This window comes from Halonotius terrestris, assembly GCF_006861665.1.
In the GTDB taxonomy this organism is placed as follows: domain Archaea; phylum Halobacteriota; class Halobacteria; order Halobacteriales; family Haloferacaceae; genus Halonotius; species Halonotius terrestris.
This window is the reverse complement of record NZ_RKLU01000003.1, coordinates 166,661-183,821: the sequence shown is the minus strand read 5'-3', so window position 1 is coordinate 183,821 and position 17,161 is coordinate 166,661. Positions and strand designations below refer to the sequence as shown.

16 protein-coding genes are annotated in these 17,161 nt (G+C 63.1%); 5 read left to right on the top strand and 11 right to left on the bottom strand.

Annotated elements, in window-relative coordinates:
• Positions 1–37: 37 nt before the first annotated feature.
• Positions 38–1,042 carry a presenilin family intramembrane aspartyl protease PSH gene (locus tag EGH24_RS07575; protein WP_142979564.1) on the top strand — a complete coding sequence of 335 codons (1,005 nt, stop codon included), beginning with the start codon at positions 38–40 and terminating at the stop codon, positions 1,040–1,042.
• A 15-nt stretch (positions 1,043–1,057) separates the two neighbouring features.
• Here EGH24_RS07575 and EGH24_RS07570 read toward each other — a convergent pair whose 3' ends face one another.
• The 7 genes from EGH24_RS07570 to ribH form a co-directional block, all read right to left on the bottom strand.
• Positions 1,058–1,645 (bottom strand): PUA domain-containing protein, encoded by a 588-nt coding sequence (locus EGH24_RS07570; protein ID WP_142979563.1) that lies wholly within the window; start codon positions 1,643–1,645, stop codon positions 1,058–1,060.
• A gap of 56 nt (positions 1,646–1,701) precedes the next feature.
• Complete coding sequence (locus EGH24_RS15310; RefSeq protein WP_185903271.1) at positions 1,702–1,869, bottom strand: hypothetical protein; 168 nt, start codon at positions 1,867–1,869, stop codon at positions 1,702–1,704.
• 1 nt (position 1,870) lies between these two features.
• The gene (locus EGH24_RS07565; protein ID WP_142979562.1) at positions 1,871–2,368 is read right to left on the bottom strand and encodes a LabA-like NYN domain-containing protein; all 498 of its coding nucleotides are present in this window, start codon (positions 2,366–2,368) and stop codon (positions 1,871–1,873) included.
• Between the two features lie 89 nt (positions 2,369–2,457).
• On the bottom strand, positions 2,458–2,973 hold the full coding sequence (locus EGH24_RS07560) for a hypothetical protein (protein ID WP_142979561.1): 516 nt from the start codon (positions 2,971–2,973) through the stop codon (positions 2,458–2,460).
• A gap of 152 nt (positions 2,974–3,125) precedes the next feature.
• A complete protein-coding gene (locus EGH24_RS07555; RefSeq protein WP_142979560.1) occupies positions 3,126–5,132 on the bottom strand; it encodes a DEAD/DEAH box helicase in 2,007 nt (668 codons plus the stop codon).
• Between the two features lie 97 nt (positions 5,133–5,229).
• Positions 5,230–6,384, bottom strand: a complete 1,155-nt coding sequence (locus EGH24_RS07550; protein ID WP_142979559.1) for a pyridoxal phosphate-dependent aminotransferase — start codon at positions 6,382–6,384, stop codon at positions 5,230–5,232.
• On the bottom strand, positions 6,381–6,785 hold the full coding sequence (gene ribH / locus EGH24_RS07545) for a 6,7-dimethyl-8-ribityllumazine synthase (protein WP_142979558.1): 405 nt from the start codon (positions 6,783–6,785) through the stop codon (positions 6,381–6,383). Before ribH ends, EGH24_RS07550 begins: the two co-directional genes overlap by 4 nt.
• A gap of 154 nt (positions 6,786–6,939) precedes the next feature.
• Here ribH and EGH24_RS07540 point away from each other — a divergent pair, with 154 nt between their 5' ends.
• The gene (locus EGH24_RS07540) at positions 6,940–8,142 is read left to right on the top strand and encodes an inorganic phosphate transporter (RefSeq protein ID WP_142979557.1); all 1,203 of its coding nucleotides are present in this window, start codon (positions 6,940–6,942) and stop codon (positions 8,140–8,142) included.
• A gap of 335 nt (positions 8,143–8,477) precedes the next feature.
• Here EGH24_RS07540 and EGH24_RS07535 read toward each other — a convergent pair whose 3' ends face one another.
• From EGH24_RS07535 to EGH24_RS07525, 3 genes are all read right to left on the bottom strand, one after another.
• A complete protein-coding gene (locus EGH24_RS07535; protein WP_142979556.1) occupies positions 8,478–9,107 on the bottom strand; it encodes a hypothetical protein in 630 nt (209 codons plus the stop codon).
• A gap of 802 nt (positions 9,108–9,909) precedes the next feature.
• Positions 9,910–10,701: a hypothetical protein gene (locus tag EGH24_RS07530; protein WP_142979555.1), complete on the bottom strand. Its 792-nt coding sequence runs from the start codon at positions 10,699–10,701 to the stop codon at positions 9,910–9,912.
• Positions 10,702–11,106: 405 nt separating this feature from the next.
• On the bottom strand, positions 11,107–11,538 hold the full coding sequence (locus EGH24_RS07525) for a universal stress protein (RefSeq protein ID WP_142979554.1): 432 nt from the start codon (positions 11,536–11,538) through the stop codon (positions 11,107–11,109).
• A gap of 156 nt (positions 11,539–11,694) precedes the next feature.
• Between EGH24_RS07525 and EGH24_RS07520 the strand changes: the two genes are divergently transcribed.
• From EGH24_RS07520 to EGH24_RS07510, 3 genes are all read left to right on the top strand, one after another.
• Positions 11,695–12,906 carry an MFS transporter gene (locus EGH24_RS07520; protein WP_142979913.1) on the top strand — a complete coding sequence of 404 codons (1,212 nt, stop codon included), beginning with the start codon at positions 11,695–11,697 and terminating at the stop codon, positions 12,904–12,906.
• A 90-nt stretch (positions 12,907–12,996) separates the two neighbouring features.
• Complete coding sequence (locus EGH24_RS07515) at positions 12,997–14,412, top strand: PAS domain-containing sensor histidine kinase (RefSeq protein ID WP_142979553.1); 1,416 nt, start codon at positions 12,997–12,999, stop codon at positions 14,410–14,412.
• A 41-nt stretch (positions 14,413–14,453) separates the two neighbouring features.
• Positions 14,454–16,718: an NADP-dependent malic enzyme gene (locus tag EGH24_RS07510; RefSeq protein WP_142979552.1), complete on the top strand. Its 2,265-nt coding sequence runs from the start codon at positions 14,454–14,456 to the stop codon at positions 16,716–16,718.
• Here the strand turns inward: EGH24_RS07510 and EGH24_RS07505 are convergent.
• Positions 16,715–17,002 (bottom strand): transcriptional regulator, encoded by a 288-nt coding sequence (locus tag EGH24_RS07505; RefSeq protein ID WP_142979551.1) that lies wholly within the window; start codon positions 17,000–17,002, stop codon positions 16,715–16,717. The genes EGH24_RS07510 and EGH24_RS07505 overlap by 4 nt on opposite strands.
• Positions 17,003–17,161: the final 159 nt, after the last annotated feature.

The following is a 17,161-nucleotide window of genomic DNA, read 5'->3' as shown; positions in this document are numbered from 1 at the left end:
ACACAACGGCCAAAGCCCCCACGGTCCAAACGCGACCATGTTCCCTCGGGAGTACCGCGGCGTCGCCGTCGCCGTCGTGCTGTTCCTACTTGTCCAACTCGGCGCGCTCGCGTTGGTGCAGACGTTCTTCGATCAGGGCTACCAAGCGGTCGAGGATCCCAGCGATCCGACCAACAGTATCGTCTATATCGGGGCCGTGCTGCTCGCCACCGTGTTCTTTCTGGCGGCGTTCAAATACGACCTCGATTGGGTCGTCCGGGTCGTTATTGTCGCCACCAGCGGGATGCTCTCGTGGTACGTCTTTAGTGCGATTGTCCCCTCCACGGCGGCCGCGGTACTCGGGGCCGGCGTCGCTGTCGGGCTGTGGGTCTACCCCGAGTGGTACGTCGTCGACACCGCCGGCGTGTTGATGGGTGCGGGCGCAGCGGGATTGTTCGGCATTACGTTCGGCTTGCTGCCGGCTATCGTCCTGTTGTCGGTGCTGGCAGTCTATGACGCCATCAGCGTCTACAAAACCGAACACATGCTGGATCTTGCTGACGGCGTGATGGATCTCCGGATACCCGTGATCCTCGTGATTCCGCTGTCGTGGTCGTACTCGCTGCTGGAGGACGTTGGTGACGACGAGAACGACAGTGACACTGACGATGCAACCGACGAGATCGTTGATAACGACGGCGACGACCCAGCCGACGCAAACAAGGACCCGAGCGATGACATCGCACCCGGCGACGACGAGCGCGAGGCCTTCTTCATCGGCCTCGGCGACGCCGTGATCCCGGGCGTGATGGTCGCCAGCGCGGCCTTCTTCTCGTCGGCCCCGCAGTATGCCGTGCCCATCATCGAACTCAACACGCCCGCGCTGTTCTCACTGGTCGGCACGCTCGGCGGACTACTCGTCCTCATGTCGATGGTGATGAAAGGCAAACCCCACGCGGGCTTGCCACTGCTCAACGGCGGCGCGATCGGCGGCTACTTGCTCGGCGCGCTCTGGGTCGGGATTCCACTCGCCGAAGCCCTCGGAATCACCGGCTTCCTCTAAGCCGCAGCAGCGCGATCAGTCATCGACGCCTTCGCGTATTTTGACGGCCATTCCAGTATCGAAATCACCCATCGCGTCAGCTGAGAGTTCGGCGCGCCCGACCGCCAGCAGGTCGCCGCGGTCGTGGACGACNANCACCTCGTCGCCCGGCCGNATCTCNGGANCGACCNCGCNNACGAACTTNGCGAANGNNTTCTTNCCGTCGCGGACGAACGGCTCNGACTCGTCGCCGACGACGACGCGGCACTGCGGGCGGTCGAACGCCGCGGCCAGCCGGCGGCCGCCGGTGATACCGAGCGTAAACCGGCCGTCGACGCCGTAGGAAACCAAACGACCGCTGTCGGCGACGAGTTGTCGCGGGCGACCGCTGCTGGAGCGGTGAATCTCGATGTCCTCCTCGAGTGGAAACAGGGCCTCGCCCGCGCCGGCTCCGAACTGGTAGTCGGCGACCGTGCGCAGGTCGTCGAGATCGCGGTTGAAGTCGTCGTCGCCGTCAGCAGTGTCGTCGCCGCTGGCAGCTGCGTTGCCATCGCCGCTGCTATCGCTATCGCCCGGGTCAGCATCGGGTGCCGTTCCCGACCGGTCGGCTGGCTCGTCGCTCATACGTTCGGATTCAATCCGCGAGATGAAAACAGGGCCGGTTCCGTGGTGGCTCGCTGTCAGCTGACGATTCGGTTGCGGATCACCGCGAACAGGCCGAAGAAGGCCAGCCCGATGATGACGCCGAGCAGCGCGTTTCCGAGGAGTGTCCGGCCGACTGCGAGGCCGAAGGCCATCCCGAACACGAACGGGAGCGCGAGGCCCTCGATTGTCGAAGCGTCGACCATCTTAGAGCAGGAACGTCTCCTCGTCGTCAGCGAGGTCGGTGAACTCGTCTGTCGCGTCGATGAGTTCCTCGGCCGTCGAGTAGCCGAAGGCCATCACCTCGACTTTGACGCCCTCGTGGCGCAAGTGCGAGCAGAGCCGCGAGAAGTCGCCGTCGCCGGTACAGAGGACGACCGTATCGACGTGGTCGGCCAGCGTCACCGCATCGAGGCTCATCCCCACGTCCCAGTCGGCCTTCTTCGAGCCGTCGCCGAACGTTTTGATCTCCTTGATCTTCGTCTCGAAGCCGATGTCGACGAGGGCCTCGAAGAAACTCTCCTCTTCGGGGGCGTCCGCCCGGATCACGTAGGCGATAGCGCGGGTCAATTCGCGGCCGGCGACGGCCTCGCTGAGTAGCCCTTCGTAGTCGATGTTTCGGGAGTAGTGGCTTTGGGCCGTATGGTAGAGGTTCTGCGAATCCGCGAGGACGGCAACCCGCTGGTTCGGGTGAATGTCGGTCATATCGGTTCACGACCGGCCGGCGTGTTGAGGCTGTCGCAACCGGTCGGCTGCGGCCGGGACGGGTCGCTGCTGTGGGCACACTGCCCGGCTCAGCGGTTGAATTTCACGTCGGGATCGGTGATCGACCGGCGGAGAAACGGGTGCTCGACGGTCTTTTCGACCTCGCCGCGTTGCGAACAGACCTCAAGCTCCTTGAAATGGTACTGCTGTTGGACGTCCTTGCCGTACTCGTAGGCTTGTTTCACGTCGTTCGTCGAGGCGAAAATGAAGTGGTTGTTCTTCGGGACGACGACCCACTTCCGGAGGATCGGGCTGTACTCGACGCGGACGGTGTTGAACACGTCGTTCCAGTAGATGTCGCCGACGCTGTTGTGGGAATCCCACCGGAGCAGGCAGGGATGGTGGCTACCTTCGAGTTTGTCCGAGGCCGCCGCCATCGCCTTCACGCGGTCGTGATGGACCGAGAAGACGGTCGACTTGTCGGGGTCGCGTCGGAACTCTCTGAGGAGATAGCCGCGGTCGGTTTCGATCACCTCCAGCGGCTGCTTGCGGGGTGGGGGATCGGCACCCCCTACTGGCTTTTGGGCCTGTTCCGTTTCTCCCACGAGTACGAAAACGTATCACTCACCGGCTATATAAATAATTTCAGTCTGATAGTAGTTACTTCGTTGTCATGATGTGGCCTACTGCGTTCGTTTCTTTTGAATGACAACTTTTCAACCCAATCGACCGCCGCGGAGTTGCACAATCCCAACTCTCAGAGTTGGTCTCGCACCCGCCTGACTGCCGGGAACGCGATTTCGAGCACGTCGGTCAGCGCGTCGGCCGCGCCCAACAGCCAGTCGGCGCGTTCGAGCCGGGAGTCGAGATCGCCCGGACCGAGGCGGTACTGCTCGACGAGCGTCTCGATGCTCGCGCCCTCGCTCCACTCGGCGAGAATCCGGGCGGTTTTGACCGCCTCAAGCCACGTCTCGAAGTCGTCGGCTTCGGTCATCGCCGTGGTGAACTCGTCGGCGTGTTGTCGGGCGTACTCGTAGATCGCTGCCCGCTCCTCGTTGCCGAGATAGGTGTCGTGCATGTCCGGCGTGTCGCAGATGATTTCCAGCGCGGTGAGCGCGGTCGGTGCGTCCATCTTTGCGGCCGTCCGGAGCCCATCGACGATCCGCGCGCCGGTTTCGGGCGTGATGTACTGCGTCGAAACCGTCGCGCCGATCTCAGTCGCCGAGAGGACGGTCGCCGGATCGCTTTCGCTGCTTTCCTCGTTTGTCGCCGCAGCCGGTTCGCGGACGACCATCGCCATCTCGGTTAGATCCTCGATGACGGCGGCAACGATCCCGGCGAGATCATCAACGGGCGTCTGGTGGGCGTAGAACGTTGCCGACAACACATCCAGGATTCCGGCTTCGGTCTCGGCGAAACCCGAGGCGATGATCGAGAGGACGTGCGTTCGCAACGCGGCCTCGCTGGCCAGTTTCGACTCGACGGCCTCGGGCTCGGCGCCGAGATACCGCTCGGCTAATGCCTCGGGGTCGTCGAGGCCGACGAGGATCGCCTCGCCGTATGGATCGAGATGCGGCCGCCCCGCCCGCCCGCACATCTGGTGAATTTCGAGGACGGGAAGCCACTCCATCGCCGAGTCGGTGTAGCGTTGCTGGTCGCGGACGACAACCCGGCGGGCGGGGACGTTGACACCGGCTGCGAGCGTTGGCGTCGCACAGATAGCATCCAGCGTTCGGTTCCGGAACGCTGACTCGACGAGCGCGCGGTGGCCGCTCCGGAGGCCGGCGTGATGGAAGGCGACGCCCTCGCGCACGCAATCGGCGAGTCGCTGGCCCGTGACGGTACCGTCGAGGGATTCGATCTCGCTGGCGACCCGCTCCCGCTGCTCGGCTGCCGTGTCGTCGTCTGCGTCGCCACTATTTTCACCAGCGTCGCTCGCGTCGTCAACATCGCGTGTGAGTCGATCCGCGAGCGACTCGGCTTCGCGCCGCGAGCGGACGAACGCCAGCGACTGGCCGCCGTCACCGAGCGCGCGGTCGACGAGCGCGGCCGTCGTCTCGGTTTCGAGATCCGCACTCGGCGGGATCGCTCCCTCGTCGATGGCGACCGTCTCGGTCGTGCCGTCGTCGTAGGCGACGCTTTCGGTGTCAGCGACGCCGGTCCGGAGATCGACGGGTCGCCAGTCGGATTCGATCAGTGTCGCGCCGAGCCAGTCGGCGATCTCGTCGGCGTTGGCGACGGTTGCCGACAGCGCGACCAGCTGGACGCCCGGCGTGAGCCGGCGGAGGTGCGCCAGCGTCACCTCCAGCGTCGGGCCGCGATCCGTCTGGCCCAGCAGGTGGACCTCGTCGACGACGACACAGCCGATGTCGTCGACCCACGACGCGCCGTTGCGAATCGCGGAATCAACTTTCTCGCTCGTGGCGACGACGATATCGTGCTCGGCGAGTTCCGCGGCCGGCGAGTCGTAGTCGCCGGTCGCGATCCCGACATCGGCGCCCGGGAGGTCGCTGAACGTGGCGTGTTTTTCCGTGGCGAGGGCTCGGAGCGGGACGATGTAGAGCCCCGGCCCGTCGGCGGTGAGCATGGCGAGTTGGGCGATCAGCGTCTTGCCGCTGGCGGTCGGGATCGCCGCCATGACGTTCTCGCCATCGCAGATTCCGGCCTCGACGGTCTCGGCTTGGGGTGGGTACAGCTCCTCGATACCCTGTCGCTCGAAGTGGGCAACGTGTGGCGTCGCCAACGGTAACTCACCGACGTGCATCTATCCGGGACTGGGACCTGCTGTGGCAAAAGGATGTGCCGACCGCGGTGGTAGTGAAACCCGTCGGTGTCGTCGACAGCGGCTGTCGCTAGCGACGTTAGATGAAGCCGCCCTCGGCGAGCCGGTCGACCGCTTCGCGGAGCCGTTCTTCGCTGGCAGCATACGAGATTCGGGCGTAACCGGGCGCGCCGAAGGCACTCCCGGGAACGGTGGCGACGTGAGCCTCCTGAATCGCTTCCTCGCACCACGTCTGATCGTCGTCGTCGACGGGCAGCATCATGTAGAACGCGCCGTCGCCGACCGGAACATCGACGCCGTGTTCGGCAAATAGCTCGTCGAGCATGTCGCGGCGCTCGCGGAAGGCCTCGCGCATCTCGACGACCGAATCGTCGGTGCGCTCGGAGAGAGCTTCGACGCCGGCGTGCTGGACGAAGTTGACCGCACAGGAGACCGAATGCGAGTGGAGTTTGCCGGCTTGGTCGATGAGGTCCTGTGGGGCGTGGATGTAGCCGAGTCGCCAGCCCGTCATCGAGAACGCTTTCGAGAAGCCGTTGAGCGTGATCGTGCGGTCTTCCATCCCCTCAAGGGAGCCCAGCGAAGTCGGCTCAANNNCGCCGTAGGTGATCCGCTCGTAGATCTCGTCCGAAATCACGGCGAAGTCGTGTTCGACGGCGAGGTCGCGGACGCCTTCGAGGGCGTCGTCGGAGTACACGGCTCCAGTGGGGTTCGACGGCGAGTTGACGACGAGGAGTTCCGTCTCGTCGGAGACGGCTGCGGCGAGGTCGTCGAGGCCGGGTTCGAGCTGGAAGTCGTACGGCGAGAGGTCGACACGGTTGAGCGAGCCGCCCGACAGTTTGACCATCGCCTCGTAGGAGACCCAGGCCGGATCAAGCAAGACGACCTCGTCGCCGTCGTCGATCAGCGTGTTGATCGTCTCGTAGAGCCCCTGTTTCCCGCCAGGGGTAACGATGATCTCGTCGGCGTCGGCGTCGACGCCCTGGCCGGTGAGTTTGTCGGCGATGGCCTCGCGGAGTTCGAGGATCCCGTTCGAAGTCGTGTAGCCGGTGTGGCCGGCGTCCATCGCGTCCTTACCGGCCTGGACGATGTTTTCCGGCGTCGGGAAGTCTGGCGCGCCGACCGAGAGGTCGACCACGTCGATGCCCTCGGCTTCAAGCTCACTGGAGAGGTTACTGATCGCCAGCGTCGCGCTCGGTTCCACCCGCTCGACCCGGTCGGCAAACTCGAAGTTCATGCTAGTACCTCAACCATATCTACGGCGGCGTTTACGGCTTCCGCTCCTTTCGCCTCGCGTTCGCGGGCTTCGGCCCCGCTCATGCCCGGCCCGCTGACGCCGAACGTGACCGGTGTGTCGCGGTCAAGACTTACATCCGTGAGTCCCTGTGCGGCGGCGTCAGCGATCACCTGGTCGTGGTTGGTGTCGCCGGTGACGATCGCACCGATGACGGCGACGGCGTCGATGTCATCGCGGCGCGCGAGACGGTCGGCCGCCAGCGGGGCGTCGTAGGCACCGGGTACCTCAAGCGTCTCGCTGATCTCGGCACCGCGCTCGGCGGCGGCGTCCTCGGCGGCGGCCTGCATCTCCGTGGTGACCGCGCTGTTGAACTGCGCGACCACGAGTCCCAAACTGGTCATAGCCGTGGGTCGGCCGGTCGATAAAAAGAACTACCGTTCGGCGGTCGACCGCCGTCGATTCGAGAGCGCGGGGTGAGCCGAGAGAGACGCGAGGAGCCGAGCACAGGTATATACCGTCTCCGGCGAGTACGTAGTGGAAGATGGTGCGATCCTGATGAGTCTCGTCTTTTGGGCACTCGTGGCGTTTGCCACGCTGAGTTCGCTGTTTATGGCGTGGTCGCTCGGGGCGAACAGCAACTCGCCGCCGTTCGCACCGGCGATCGGAGCCAACGCCGTTTCGACGATGCGGGCGGCGTTTCTGATCGGGATTCTTGCGGCCGCCGGCGCGCTGACACAGGGGGGTGCGATCTCCGAGACGGTCGGCCAAAACCTGATCGACGGCGTTACGATCTCACCGCTCGCAGCGGCCGCCGGCCTGCTGGTCGCAGCCGGATTCATGGCCTTCGGCGTCTACAGCGGCTATCCCGTCCCGGCGGCGTTCGCAACGACCGGCGCGATGATCGGCGTCGGCCTCTCGCTGGGCGGCGACCCGGCCTTCGAGACCTACCAGCGGATCGGGCTGTTCTGGCTGCTTGTCCCACCGACATCCGGCGGGTTGGCCTACGGCACCGCAAAACTCCTCCGTCGCGACGACATCCCCGAAACGCTGTCCATCCCGCTGCTCGCGGCGATCGTCGCTGGCATCCTCGCCAACGTCCGCCTCGGCGTGATTCCACACCCCGACCGTGCCCAGGGGTCGGTCGCCGAGGCAATCGCGCGGCTGGCCGGCGATCCCTCAGTGGGCGGGTTCGAGCCCGTCGTCTGGCTCGTGACACTCGCCTTCGCGGCCGGTGGGTTTCGCATAATTCGCCGACGCACGCAGGCCTCGGTCGACAACGGGATTCGGACGCTGCTGCTCGGCTTGGGGAGTGCGGTCGCCTTTTCCAGCGGCGGGAGTCAGGTCGGCCTNGCNACCGGNCCGCTNGANAACCTCTACGGNNNCGAACTCGGCCTACCCGGCATCGTGCTGCTGTCGCTCGGCGCGACCGGCATCCTCGCTGGCGCGTGGATGGGCGCGCCGAAGCTACTCCAGGCGACCTCCCGCGAGTACGCACAGCTGGGCGCCAGACGCTCGATCGCCGCGCTGGTTCCCGGCTTCATCATCGCACAGCTGGCCATCGCGCTGGGCATTCCCATCTCGTTCAACAACATCATCATCTCCGGCGTCATCGGCGGCGGGCTCGCCGGCGGCTCCGCGGGCGTCTCNCGCCGGAAAATCGGNGTNACNNTCGNCTTNTGGCTCATCACGCTCGCNGGGTCGATTGGTATCGGCTACGGACTCTACGCCGCGCTGTCGATGCTGTTCGGTATCAGATAAGGCTCTTACCGAAGATAGTGAAACAGCAGTATCTGTCTAGAAAGAGAGATATCGCGCTGTGCAAGACAGAGAGGTTCTATTCAGCACAGTGTTTTCCTTCGTTACGGGCCGAAATCAACTGAATCAGGTGCCTACTATCCCTGGGAACCGACCGCTGTGGGTTCTGACAGAAACTTTCGCTGTTCTCGGAGTCGTGCAAAACAGAAGCTGCGAGTGCTGCAGCGATTGCCGGTAGTCGCTGCGAACGAACCGTTGCTGGTTTGCCGGCATCGAAGGCCTCGACGACCGCCGCCACTCCGCGTACACGTGGAGCCACTCGAAACCCAGACGCCGTGCTACGGCTCGTCAATGATACCGAAGTCGTCGAAAGTTTCTTCAGCGTGGAAACCAGGTGCATATCCGAAGCTGTCCACATTCTCGGACACCGTTCCCAAACCAAGGAATACGTAGCTATCGTCCGTGCCGTCCGGGAGTACCTCCGTCTTCGTCCGCAGGCGAATTAATCCTATCCAGTACTCCTCGGTCGACTCGTCGTTCATCGTCGCCGTCGCGGTGAAAGCATTGATATCAACGAGCGGAGTGAAGTCCGGATGGCCCAAATCAGCGGTACCGTCATAATCCTGGCGAACGTAATTAACAGAGTCTACAGGCTCGTCTGTGAACCCCATCCGATTGAACAGCTCTAGCCCCCACTCACCGGTCACCAGCGAGACCAGCGGGTCGTCGAGGGGGCCCGCGATCTCCGTGCCGCCCAAAATCGGAATCGGAATCGACACGAATCCAACCGTTGCTGGGTACTCCTCTTCCAGCTGCCAGTCGTAGCTCGTCCCTTTCATGTTTAGCGTCGCGCTGACCTCGCCAAGCGGGCCTGCATCCCGCCTCTCGACGATGGAGGCCGTCTCGTCGTTCGTCAGGGTCACTGGCCGGGGGCCCCGCCCGCCAAGGGGGAATGTCTCGCCGGTCATGCCGGCCCACGGCGCCGTGAAACTCTGATTTGTGACGCCGGAACAACCGGCTAGCCCAACGGTTGCACTGGCACCCAGCGCGCCGAGCATCGACCGGCGGGTGAGTGAGAACCCATTTTTGTCATTGATATCAACATTATGTTCACTTGTAGAATTTTTCATTCATGTTATGATTGTTATGTTAACGTATATAGATGTCGGTAACTGGTAGCAAAGATGTCATCTCAGATGCAGCTAAAACCATTTATATAACTGACATGTGTATTCTCCTCGAAAGCGCAGCAAATCCGCTGTCTCAGGCACATCACTGACAGGCACTCGTGATGCCGTCGATAACATGCTGAAATCACCATTTATACTTGCAGGTGTTATAACAGATTTCTTATACTTGTTCGGAGATCTCAGTCAGTGTGTAACTTGACTGACCGATTTGGACTGCCGCTTTTTGACAATGGCTCCGTGCAAGACTCGCGCGGTGTATTCATCACTCGGCGAATTATTCTATATGGTAGTTGATAGATGGCCCAGTGACCGATTCAGAGGTTCTATCCAGCACAGTGTTTTCTTTCGTTACGGGCCGAAATCAACTGAATCAGGGGCCTGCTATACCTGGAAACCGACCGCTGTGGGTTCTGACAGAAACTTTCGCTGTTCTCGGAGTCGTGCAAAACAGAAGCTGCGAGTGCTGCAGCGACTGCCGGCAGTCGCTGCGGACGAACCGTCGCTGGTTTGCCGCCATCGAAGGCCCCGACGACCGGCGTCACTCCGCACACGTGGAGTCACTCGAAACCCAGACGCCGTGCTACGGCTCGTCAATGATACCGTAGTCGTCGGAAGCTTCATCAACGTAGAACTCTGGGTTATATCCGAAGCTGTCCACATTCTCAGCCAACGTTCCCACACCAGTGAATACGTAGCTATCGTCCGTGCCGTCCGGGAGTACCTCCGTCTTCGTCCGCATGCGAAGTAATCCTATCCAGTACTCCTCGGTCGACTCGTCGTTCATTGTCGCCGTCGCGGTGAAAACCTTGTAATCAATGAGGTTTGTGAAGTCCGGATGGCGAAACTCACCGGAACCTTCATAATCCTGGCGAACGTAATTAACAGAGTCTACAGGCTCGTCTGTGAACCCCATCCGATTGAACAGCTCTAGCCCCCACTCACCGGACACCAGCGAGACCAGCGGGTCGTCGAGGGGGCCCGCGATCTCCGTGCCGCCCAAAATCGGAATCGGAATCGGCACGAATCCAACCGTTGCTGGGTACTCCTCTTCCAGCTGCCAGTTGTAGCTCGTCCCTTTCATGTTTAGCGTCGCGCTGACCTCGCCTAGCGGGCCCGCATCCCGCGTCTCGACGATGGAGGCCGTCTCGTCGTTCGTCAGGGTCACTGGCCGGTCGCCCTGCTCGGGATGGGGGAATGTCTCGCCGGTCATGCCGACCCACGGCGCCGTGAAACTCTGATTTGTGACGCCGGAACAACCGGCTAGCCCAACGGTTGCACTGGCACCCAGCGCGCCGAGCATCGACCGGCGGGTGAGTGAGAACCCAGATTCGTCATCGATATCAACATTATAACCATTTGTAGAATTTTTCATTCATGTTATGATTGTTATGTTAACGTATATAGATGTCGGTAAATGGTAGCAAAGATGTCAGCTCAGTGTGTATAAAAACGTCCATATGGCAGCCATGTGTATTCTCCTCGAAAGTGCAGCAAATCCGCTGTCTCAGGCACATCACTGAGAGGCACTCGTGATGCCGTCGATGACATGCTGAACTCACCGTTTATAATTGTAGGTATTTCTAACATATTTCTTATAATTGTTCGGAGATCTCAGTCAGTGTGTAACCTGACTGATCTATTTGGACTGCCGCTTTTTCACAATGGCTCCGTGCAAGACTCGCGCTGTCCATCTTGCACGCCAAGCAATAACAATATCGCTAATCTGATTGTTGTTTCACTCAGTTAGGTGAGTGCCTCAGATGATATGCGGTAGCCGTTATCTGATGACCGTCACCGACACGGGTGCCTCCCCGAGCACGTCCGTCGAAACGGTCCCGAGCAGCCGACGGGTAACCGCGCCGCGCTCACTGCCGTGGCTGCCCATCACGATATGATCAACGTCGTTCGCGTCGGCGTACTCGACGATCGTCTCGGCCGGATCACCGGATCGAACAGCGGTGTCGATTTCGCGGTCGGCCGCAGTGGCCTGTGTTTTCGCGCGCTCGATCAGGCGTTCGGCTCGCTCTTCGGCGGCTTCCAGCCGGCTGTCGTCGGCCGTCAACACACCGCCTTCGGCCATCCCGGCGTCCAGCGGCGTCACGATATTGAGGACCGTCAGTCGGCACTCGTAGACGGCCAGCGCGTGGGCTAACGCCTCGTCGGCCAGCGGCGAGCCGTCGAGGGCGACGAGGACGTGTGTCGGTGCCATACCGTGCCGTTCGACGCCAGTATGTAAAGTCCCTCGCCGCGGTCACGACAAAGGGAACGTTTTCGGCCGTCGCGCCGCGAACCTGTAGGTGTGCACTCCGGCCATGTCGCTGATAGTCGTCACAGTTGGCTGGTCGCGGCCGTCGGCGCGGTAGCGATGATCTTCACGTTCGGCACGCCGCTGTCCTACGGTATTTTCCGCGCGCCGTTCAGCGACGCCTTCGGCATCGCGCCCGTCGCGCTCTCGACGGTGTTTTCCGTCATGCTGTTCACCTTTTTCATCGGCTCGGGCGTCGTCGGCGTGCTGTCAGTCCGGTGGCCAGCCCGCGGCGTCCTGCTGACGGCGGCGGCCGCGACAGGTCTCATCGCGCCGTCGCTGTATCTCGTCGACTCCTACGTCGGCCTGCTGTTCATCTTCGCCATTCTCGGGTTAGCACTCGGGACGGTGTTCGTCCTCACAGCCTCGATCGTCCCGCGATGGTTCGAGGAGCGACGCGGCGCGGCGACGGGGCTCATCTTCGTTGGCAACGGCCTCGGGCTGTTCATCCTGCCGCCGATCTGGCAGGTCGCTTTCGCAAGGCTCGGCGTCCGACAGGGGTTTCTGGCGATCCTTGCGGTCTCGGCACTCGCGTTTCTGGCGACGGGGCTGGTCTGTCGCCGGCCGCCGTGGGCCTCCCAGTCGTCGGCAACGGCGGGCGACCTGCTGAGCTGGGTGAGCGGCCTCGCGCGGACGCGACAGTTCCAGTACCTCTTCGTCGGGATGGGGCTGGCCTTCGCGTGGTACCAACTGCTGGCGGCCTACGCCGTCGATCTCTTCGCCGCTCGCGGGCTCGGCGAGACTGCAGCGTCGACAGCGTTCGGGCTCATCGGCGGCGTGAGCATCATCTCCCGGATCGGCGGCGGTCACCTCGGCGACCGGCTCGGCTCCCGGCGGGCGTTCCTGCTCTCGTTGGGCTGTGCGACCGCCGGGATCGTTTTGTTGGTCGTTCCCACCCCGGCCGTGTTGATCGGGAGTATCGGCCTCGTCGGCCTCGGGTTGGGTGGCTCCGCGACGCTGTATATCCCGGTGTTGATGACGGTCTATCCGCCGGAGAAGGATACGGCGATCATCGGCGTGTTCAACGTCGCCGGCGGCCTCGGCTCGCTGTTGATGCCGCCGCTCGGTACTGCAACGATCGCCTACACCGACGGCTACACCGTGGCGATCCTGCTGACGTTTGCGGTCACTGTCGTCGCTTTCGTGTTGGTTGTTGCCGGAACCGCCGACACCGACACCGCCGATACCGACACTGAGCCCGCCGAAACCGCGGACGCTGACGCCGACGCCGCAGACGCCAACACTGCCGACAAGTCAGCCAGTGAGGACTGAACCGACCCGCATGTTTTTATCCGCTCAGAGTGTCACACTAGTTAAACGTCCAGCCAGTCGGCCACGATCACAGCCCCGGTATCGCCCTCCATGTCCCAATCCGCCTCCCTCGGCGTCCTCCTCGATCACGCCCAAGACAAGATCGCCCTCCTCGACAAAGACGGTGAGTTCTCGTACGTCAACGACGCGGCCGAACGAATCCTTGGCTACGACCCCGACGAACTCATCGGCACCAACACGTTCGATTATATCCACCCTGCCGATGTCGCGGCGGTCCGCGACCAGTTCATCGATGCGGTCACCAGCGAGACCTACACCAGCGGCAGCATCGAGTACCGCTTCCGGGCGGCCGACGGCTCGTGGGTCTGGTTCGAAAGCCGGATGTCGAACGTCACTGACGAGGCCCTCGACGGCTACGTCGTGAGTTCCCGCGACATCACCGACCGCGTGACGGCCGAACGCGAGTGCAAAGAGATCAGCACGCGGCTCCGGGAACTCTCCTCGACGACGAGCGACGTGCTGTGGATGTTCAACAGCGACTGGTCGGAACTCCTCTTTGTCAATCCCGCCTACGAATCGGTGTTCGGCCAGTCGATCGATGTCGCCAAGGCCGATCCTGCAGCGTTCCTCGATGCGATCCACCCTGACGACGTACCGGCCGTCAAAAGCGCGATGGAGTGCCTCTCGGCGGGCCGATCGGTCGACATGGAGTACCGTGTGAATCCGGCAAAGAACTACAAGGTCTGGGTGTGGGTCCAGGCGGACCCGATCATCGAGGACGACGAGGTCGTTCGAATCACGGGCTTCGTCCGTGATATCACCGACCGCCGTCGCCGCGAACGACAGCTCTCTGTGATGGACAACCTCCTCCGGCACAACGTCCGCAACGACATGGGGACGATCCTCGGACACGCTGAACTGATCGAGGAGACGATCCCCGAGGCAGCCGACCGCGCGGCCATCATCAGACGCACCGGCGCGGATCTCCTCGACAGCGCGGAGAAACAGCGTGAAGTCATCGAGGTGCTGACCGGGTCGTCATCGGTCGGCCCGTTCGATCTCGTCCCGATCGTCGAGGCAAGCGTCGACACCGTCCGCGACCGCTACCCTGATGCCGAACTCACGGTGTCGATGCCGGAGACCGCCCCGACCTGCGGGATCGACGAACTCGAAGCGGCGGTCCTCGAACTCATCGAAAACGCCGTGACACACAACGAGAGAGCACAGCCCGTGGTCGATGTGACTGTCAGCGTCGGCGACGTGGTCACGCTGACCGTTGCGGACGACGGCGTGCGGATCCCTTCGATGGAGGCCAGCGTCCTCACGGGCGACCACGAAATGGACGCGCTGTATCACAGCAGTGGGCTCGGATTCTGGCTGGTCTACTGGGTCGTCGAACTCTCCGAGGGGTCGGTTGCAGTCGAGACACCCGAATCCGGCGGCAACCGGATTCGTGTCACGTTGCCGACGCGGGATGCCGGGGGATCGGCTGCGGACGGCGAGTAATTCGCCACCATCGTTTTGTCGCTGCCCCGCAATCGGTAGCTATGGGATTAGATGACGATGCACGCGAGTACCACCGGGAGCCGCCGGCGGGGAAGATAGCCATCGAGACGACGAAGCCGACCAACACCCAACGGGACCTGAGCCTCGCGTACTCGCCGGGCGTCGCTGCCCCCTGCCGCGATATCGACGACGATCCCGGTGCTGCCTTCGAGTACACCGCGAAGGGCAACCTTGTCGGCGTCGTCTCCAACGGCTCGGCCGTCCTCGGCCTCGGCGACATCGGCGCGCAGGCCTCCAAACCCGTCATGGAGGGGAAGGGCGTCCTCTTCAAGCGGTTCGCCGACATCGATGTCTTCGATATCGAACTCGATATCAGCGATCCCGACGCCTTCGTCGAGTCCGTTGCCGCCATGGAGCCGACCTTCGGCGGCATCAACCTGGAGGATATCAAGGCCCCCGAGTGCTTCGAGATCGAGGACCGCCTCGGCGACCGGATGGATATTCCCGTCTTCCACGACGACCAACACGGAACAGCCATTATTTCGGGTGCGGCTCTGCTGAACGCCGCCGACATCACTGGCAAGGATCTCGGCGATCTCGATGTCGTCTTTTCGGGGGCGGGTGCGTCCGCCATCGCCAGCGCGGAGTTCTACGTCTCGCTGGGCGTCGCCCGCGAGAACATCACGATGTGTGACTCCTCGGGAATCATTACGACCGACCGCGAGGGGATCAACGAGTACAAACAGCGGTTCGCCCGCGACGTACCGGAAGGCGACCTTGCCGACGCGATGGAAGACGCGGACGTCTTCGTCGGGCTCTCGGTCGGCGGCATCGTCTCCCAAGAGATGGTGCGGTCGATGGCCGACAATCCGATCATCTTTGCGATGGCCAATCCCGACCCGGAAATCGACTACGAGGACGCCAAAGCGGCCCGCGAGGATGACGTGATCGTCGCCACCGGCCGCTCNGANTACCCGAANNNGGTNAACAACGTGCTCGGGTTCCCGTTCATCTTCCGCGGCGCGCTCGACGTCCGCGCAACCGAAATCAACGAACGGATGAAACGCGCCGCAGCCGAGGCGNTGGCGGAGCTNGCCCGNNAGGACGTGCCNGACGNGGTGGTNAAAGCCTACGGCGATCAACCTCTCCAGTTCGGTCCCGACTACGTCATCCCGAAACCGCTCGATCCGCGCGTCCTCTTCGAGGTCGCGCCCGCAGTCGCGGAGGCGGCGATGGAAAGCGGCTGTGCCCGTACCGAGATCGACGATCTCGACACCTATGCCGAACAGCTCGAAGCCCGCCTCGGCAANTCCCGCGAGATGATGCGGNTCGTNCTCAACAAGGCNAAANNCGACCCCAAACGNGTCGCCTTGGCCGAAGGCACGGATGAAAAGATGATCCGGGCGGCCTATCAGCTCGACGAGGAGGGAATCGCCGAGCCGATTCTCTTGGGCGATGAAACCGAAATCCGACGGACGGCCGATCAGCTCGGTCTCGCGTTCGAGCCCGAAGTCGTCGATCCCAGCGGCCGCGAACTCGACGCCTACGCCGACCACCTCCACGAGCTGCGGTGTCGGCGCGGCATCACCCGCAGCGAGGCGGCCGAACTCATCGAACGGGACACCAACTACCTCGGCAGCGTCATGGTCGAGGCCGGCGACGCCGACGCGATGCTNACCGGGCTGACCCANCACTACCCNNCCGCGCTCNGNCCGCCGNTGCAGGTGATCGGCACCGCCGACGATGCCGANTACGNCGCCGGCGTCTACNTNTTGNCGTTCAANAANCGNGTCGTNTTCTGNGCNGACNCNACGGTNAACCANNACCCCGACGCCGACGTGNTGGNGGAGGTCNCNCGCCACACCGCNGANNTNGCNCGNCGGTTCAACGTCGAGCCGCGGGNNGCGNTGCTGTCGTACTCNNACTTCGGCAGCGTCCGCAACGAGGCGACCGATACGGTCCGCGACGCCGTCTCGCGGCTCCACGGCGACGCCTCGGTCGACTTCCCGGTCGACGGCGAGATGCAGGCCGACACCGCCGTCGTCGAAGAGATCCTCTCCGATACCTACGACTTCGCCGATCTTGACGCCCCCGCAAACGTCCTCATCTTCCCGAACCTCGAATCGGGCAACATCGGCTACAAACTCCTCCAACGGCTCGGCGGCGCGGCGGCCATCGGACCGATGCTGGTCGGCATGGACAAACCGGTCCACGTCCTCCAGCGCGGCGACGAAGTGAAGGACATCGTCAACCTCGCCGGTGTCGCCGTCGTCGACGCCCAAGACTCGGGGGAAGACGCCGGTTAGTCGTCGCCGTCGGCGGCTTCGGCCTCGACGACCGTCCCGATCATCTCCCAGCCCTCGGCGTCGGCGGGCTGTCGCCCGACGAGAATCGACTCGTTGTCCTCACTGGAGACGAGTCGGTAGTCGGCAGCGTCGTCCTCGCGGGATCCCTCGGCCTGAAACTCCTGTTGGAAGAACTCGGTCGAGGCCATGCGAAAGACGGCCGCAGTACCGTCGTCGAGCGTCAGCCGGACCGGGTCGGGCGATACGTTGTGAATCCGCTTTGCGAGCGGGTTGAGATCGGCCATGAGGCTCGGTCGTGGCGGATGCCTAAACTCTCGTTGATGCTGCCAATCAGCTATCGCATCGAAGACGAACCGGGTGAACGGTACGTTCATTCCGCTCGTTGCCGAACAACAGCGTATGGTTACCGTTCCTTCCGTGAGGCCAGACCACCGCGAACCCAG

Excerpts from the sequence above, each read along its gene's own strand:
- EGH24_RS07575 (WP_142979564.1), top strand. The coding sequence starts at position 38 with ATGTTCCCTCGGGAGTACCGCGGCGTCGCCGTCGCCGTCGTGCTGTTC.
- EGH24_RS15310 (WP_185903271.1), bottom strand. The coding sequence starts at position 1,869 with ATGGTCGACGCTTCGACAATCGAGGGCCTCGCGCTCCCGTTCGTGTTC.
- EGH24_RS07565 (WP_142979562.1), bottom strand. The coding sequence starts at position 2,368 with ATGACCGACATTCACCCGAACCAGCGGGTTGCCGTCCTCGCGGATTCG.
- EGH24_RS07555 (WP_142979560.1), bottom strand. The coding sequence starts at position 5,132 with ATGCACGTCGGTGAGTTACCGTTGGCGACGCCACACGTTGCCCACTTC.
- ribH (WP_142979558.1), bottom strand. The coding sequence starts at position 6,785 with ATGACCAGTTTGGGACTCGTGGTCGCGCAGTTCAACAGCGCGGTCACC.
- EGH24_RS07535 (WP_142979556.1), bottom strand. The coding sequence starts at position 9,107 with ATGACCGGCGAGACATTCCCCCTTGGCGGGCGGGGCCCCCGGCCAGTG.
- EGH24_RS07530 (WP_142979555.1), bottom strand. The coding sequence starts at position 10,701 with ATGAAAAATTCTACAAATGGTTATAATGTTGATATCGATGACGAATCT.
- EGH24_RS07525 (WP_142979554.1), bottom strand. The coding sequence starts at position 11,538 with ATGGCACCGACACACGTCCTCGTCGCCCTCGACGGCTCGCCGCTGGCC.
- EGH24_RS07520 (WP_142979913.1), top strand. The coding sequence starts at position 11,695 with ATGATCTTCACGTTCGGCACGCCGCTGTCCTACGGTATTTTCCGCGCG.
- EGH24_RS07515 (WP_142979553.1), top strand. The coding sequence starts at position 12,997 with ATGTCCCAATCCGCCTCCCTCGGCGTCCTCCTCGATCACGCCCAAGAC.
- EGH24_RS07505 (WP_142979551.1), bottom strand. The coding sequence starts at position 17,002 with ATGGCCGATCTCAACCCGCTCGCAAAGCGGATTCACAACGTATCGCCC.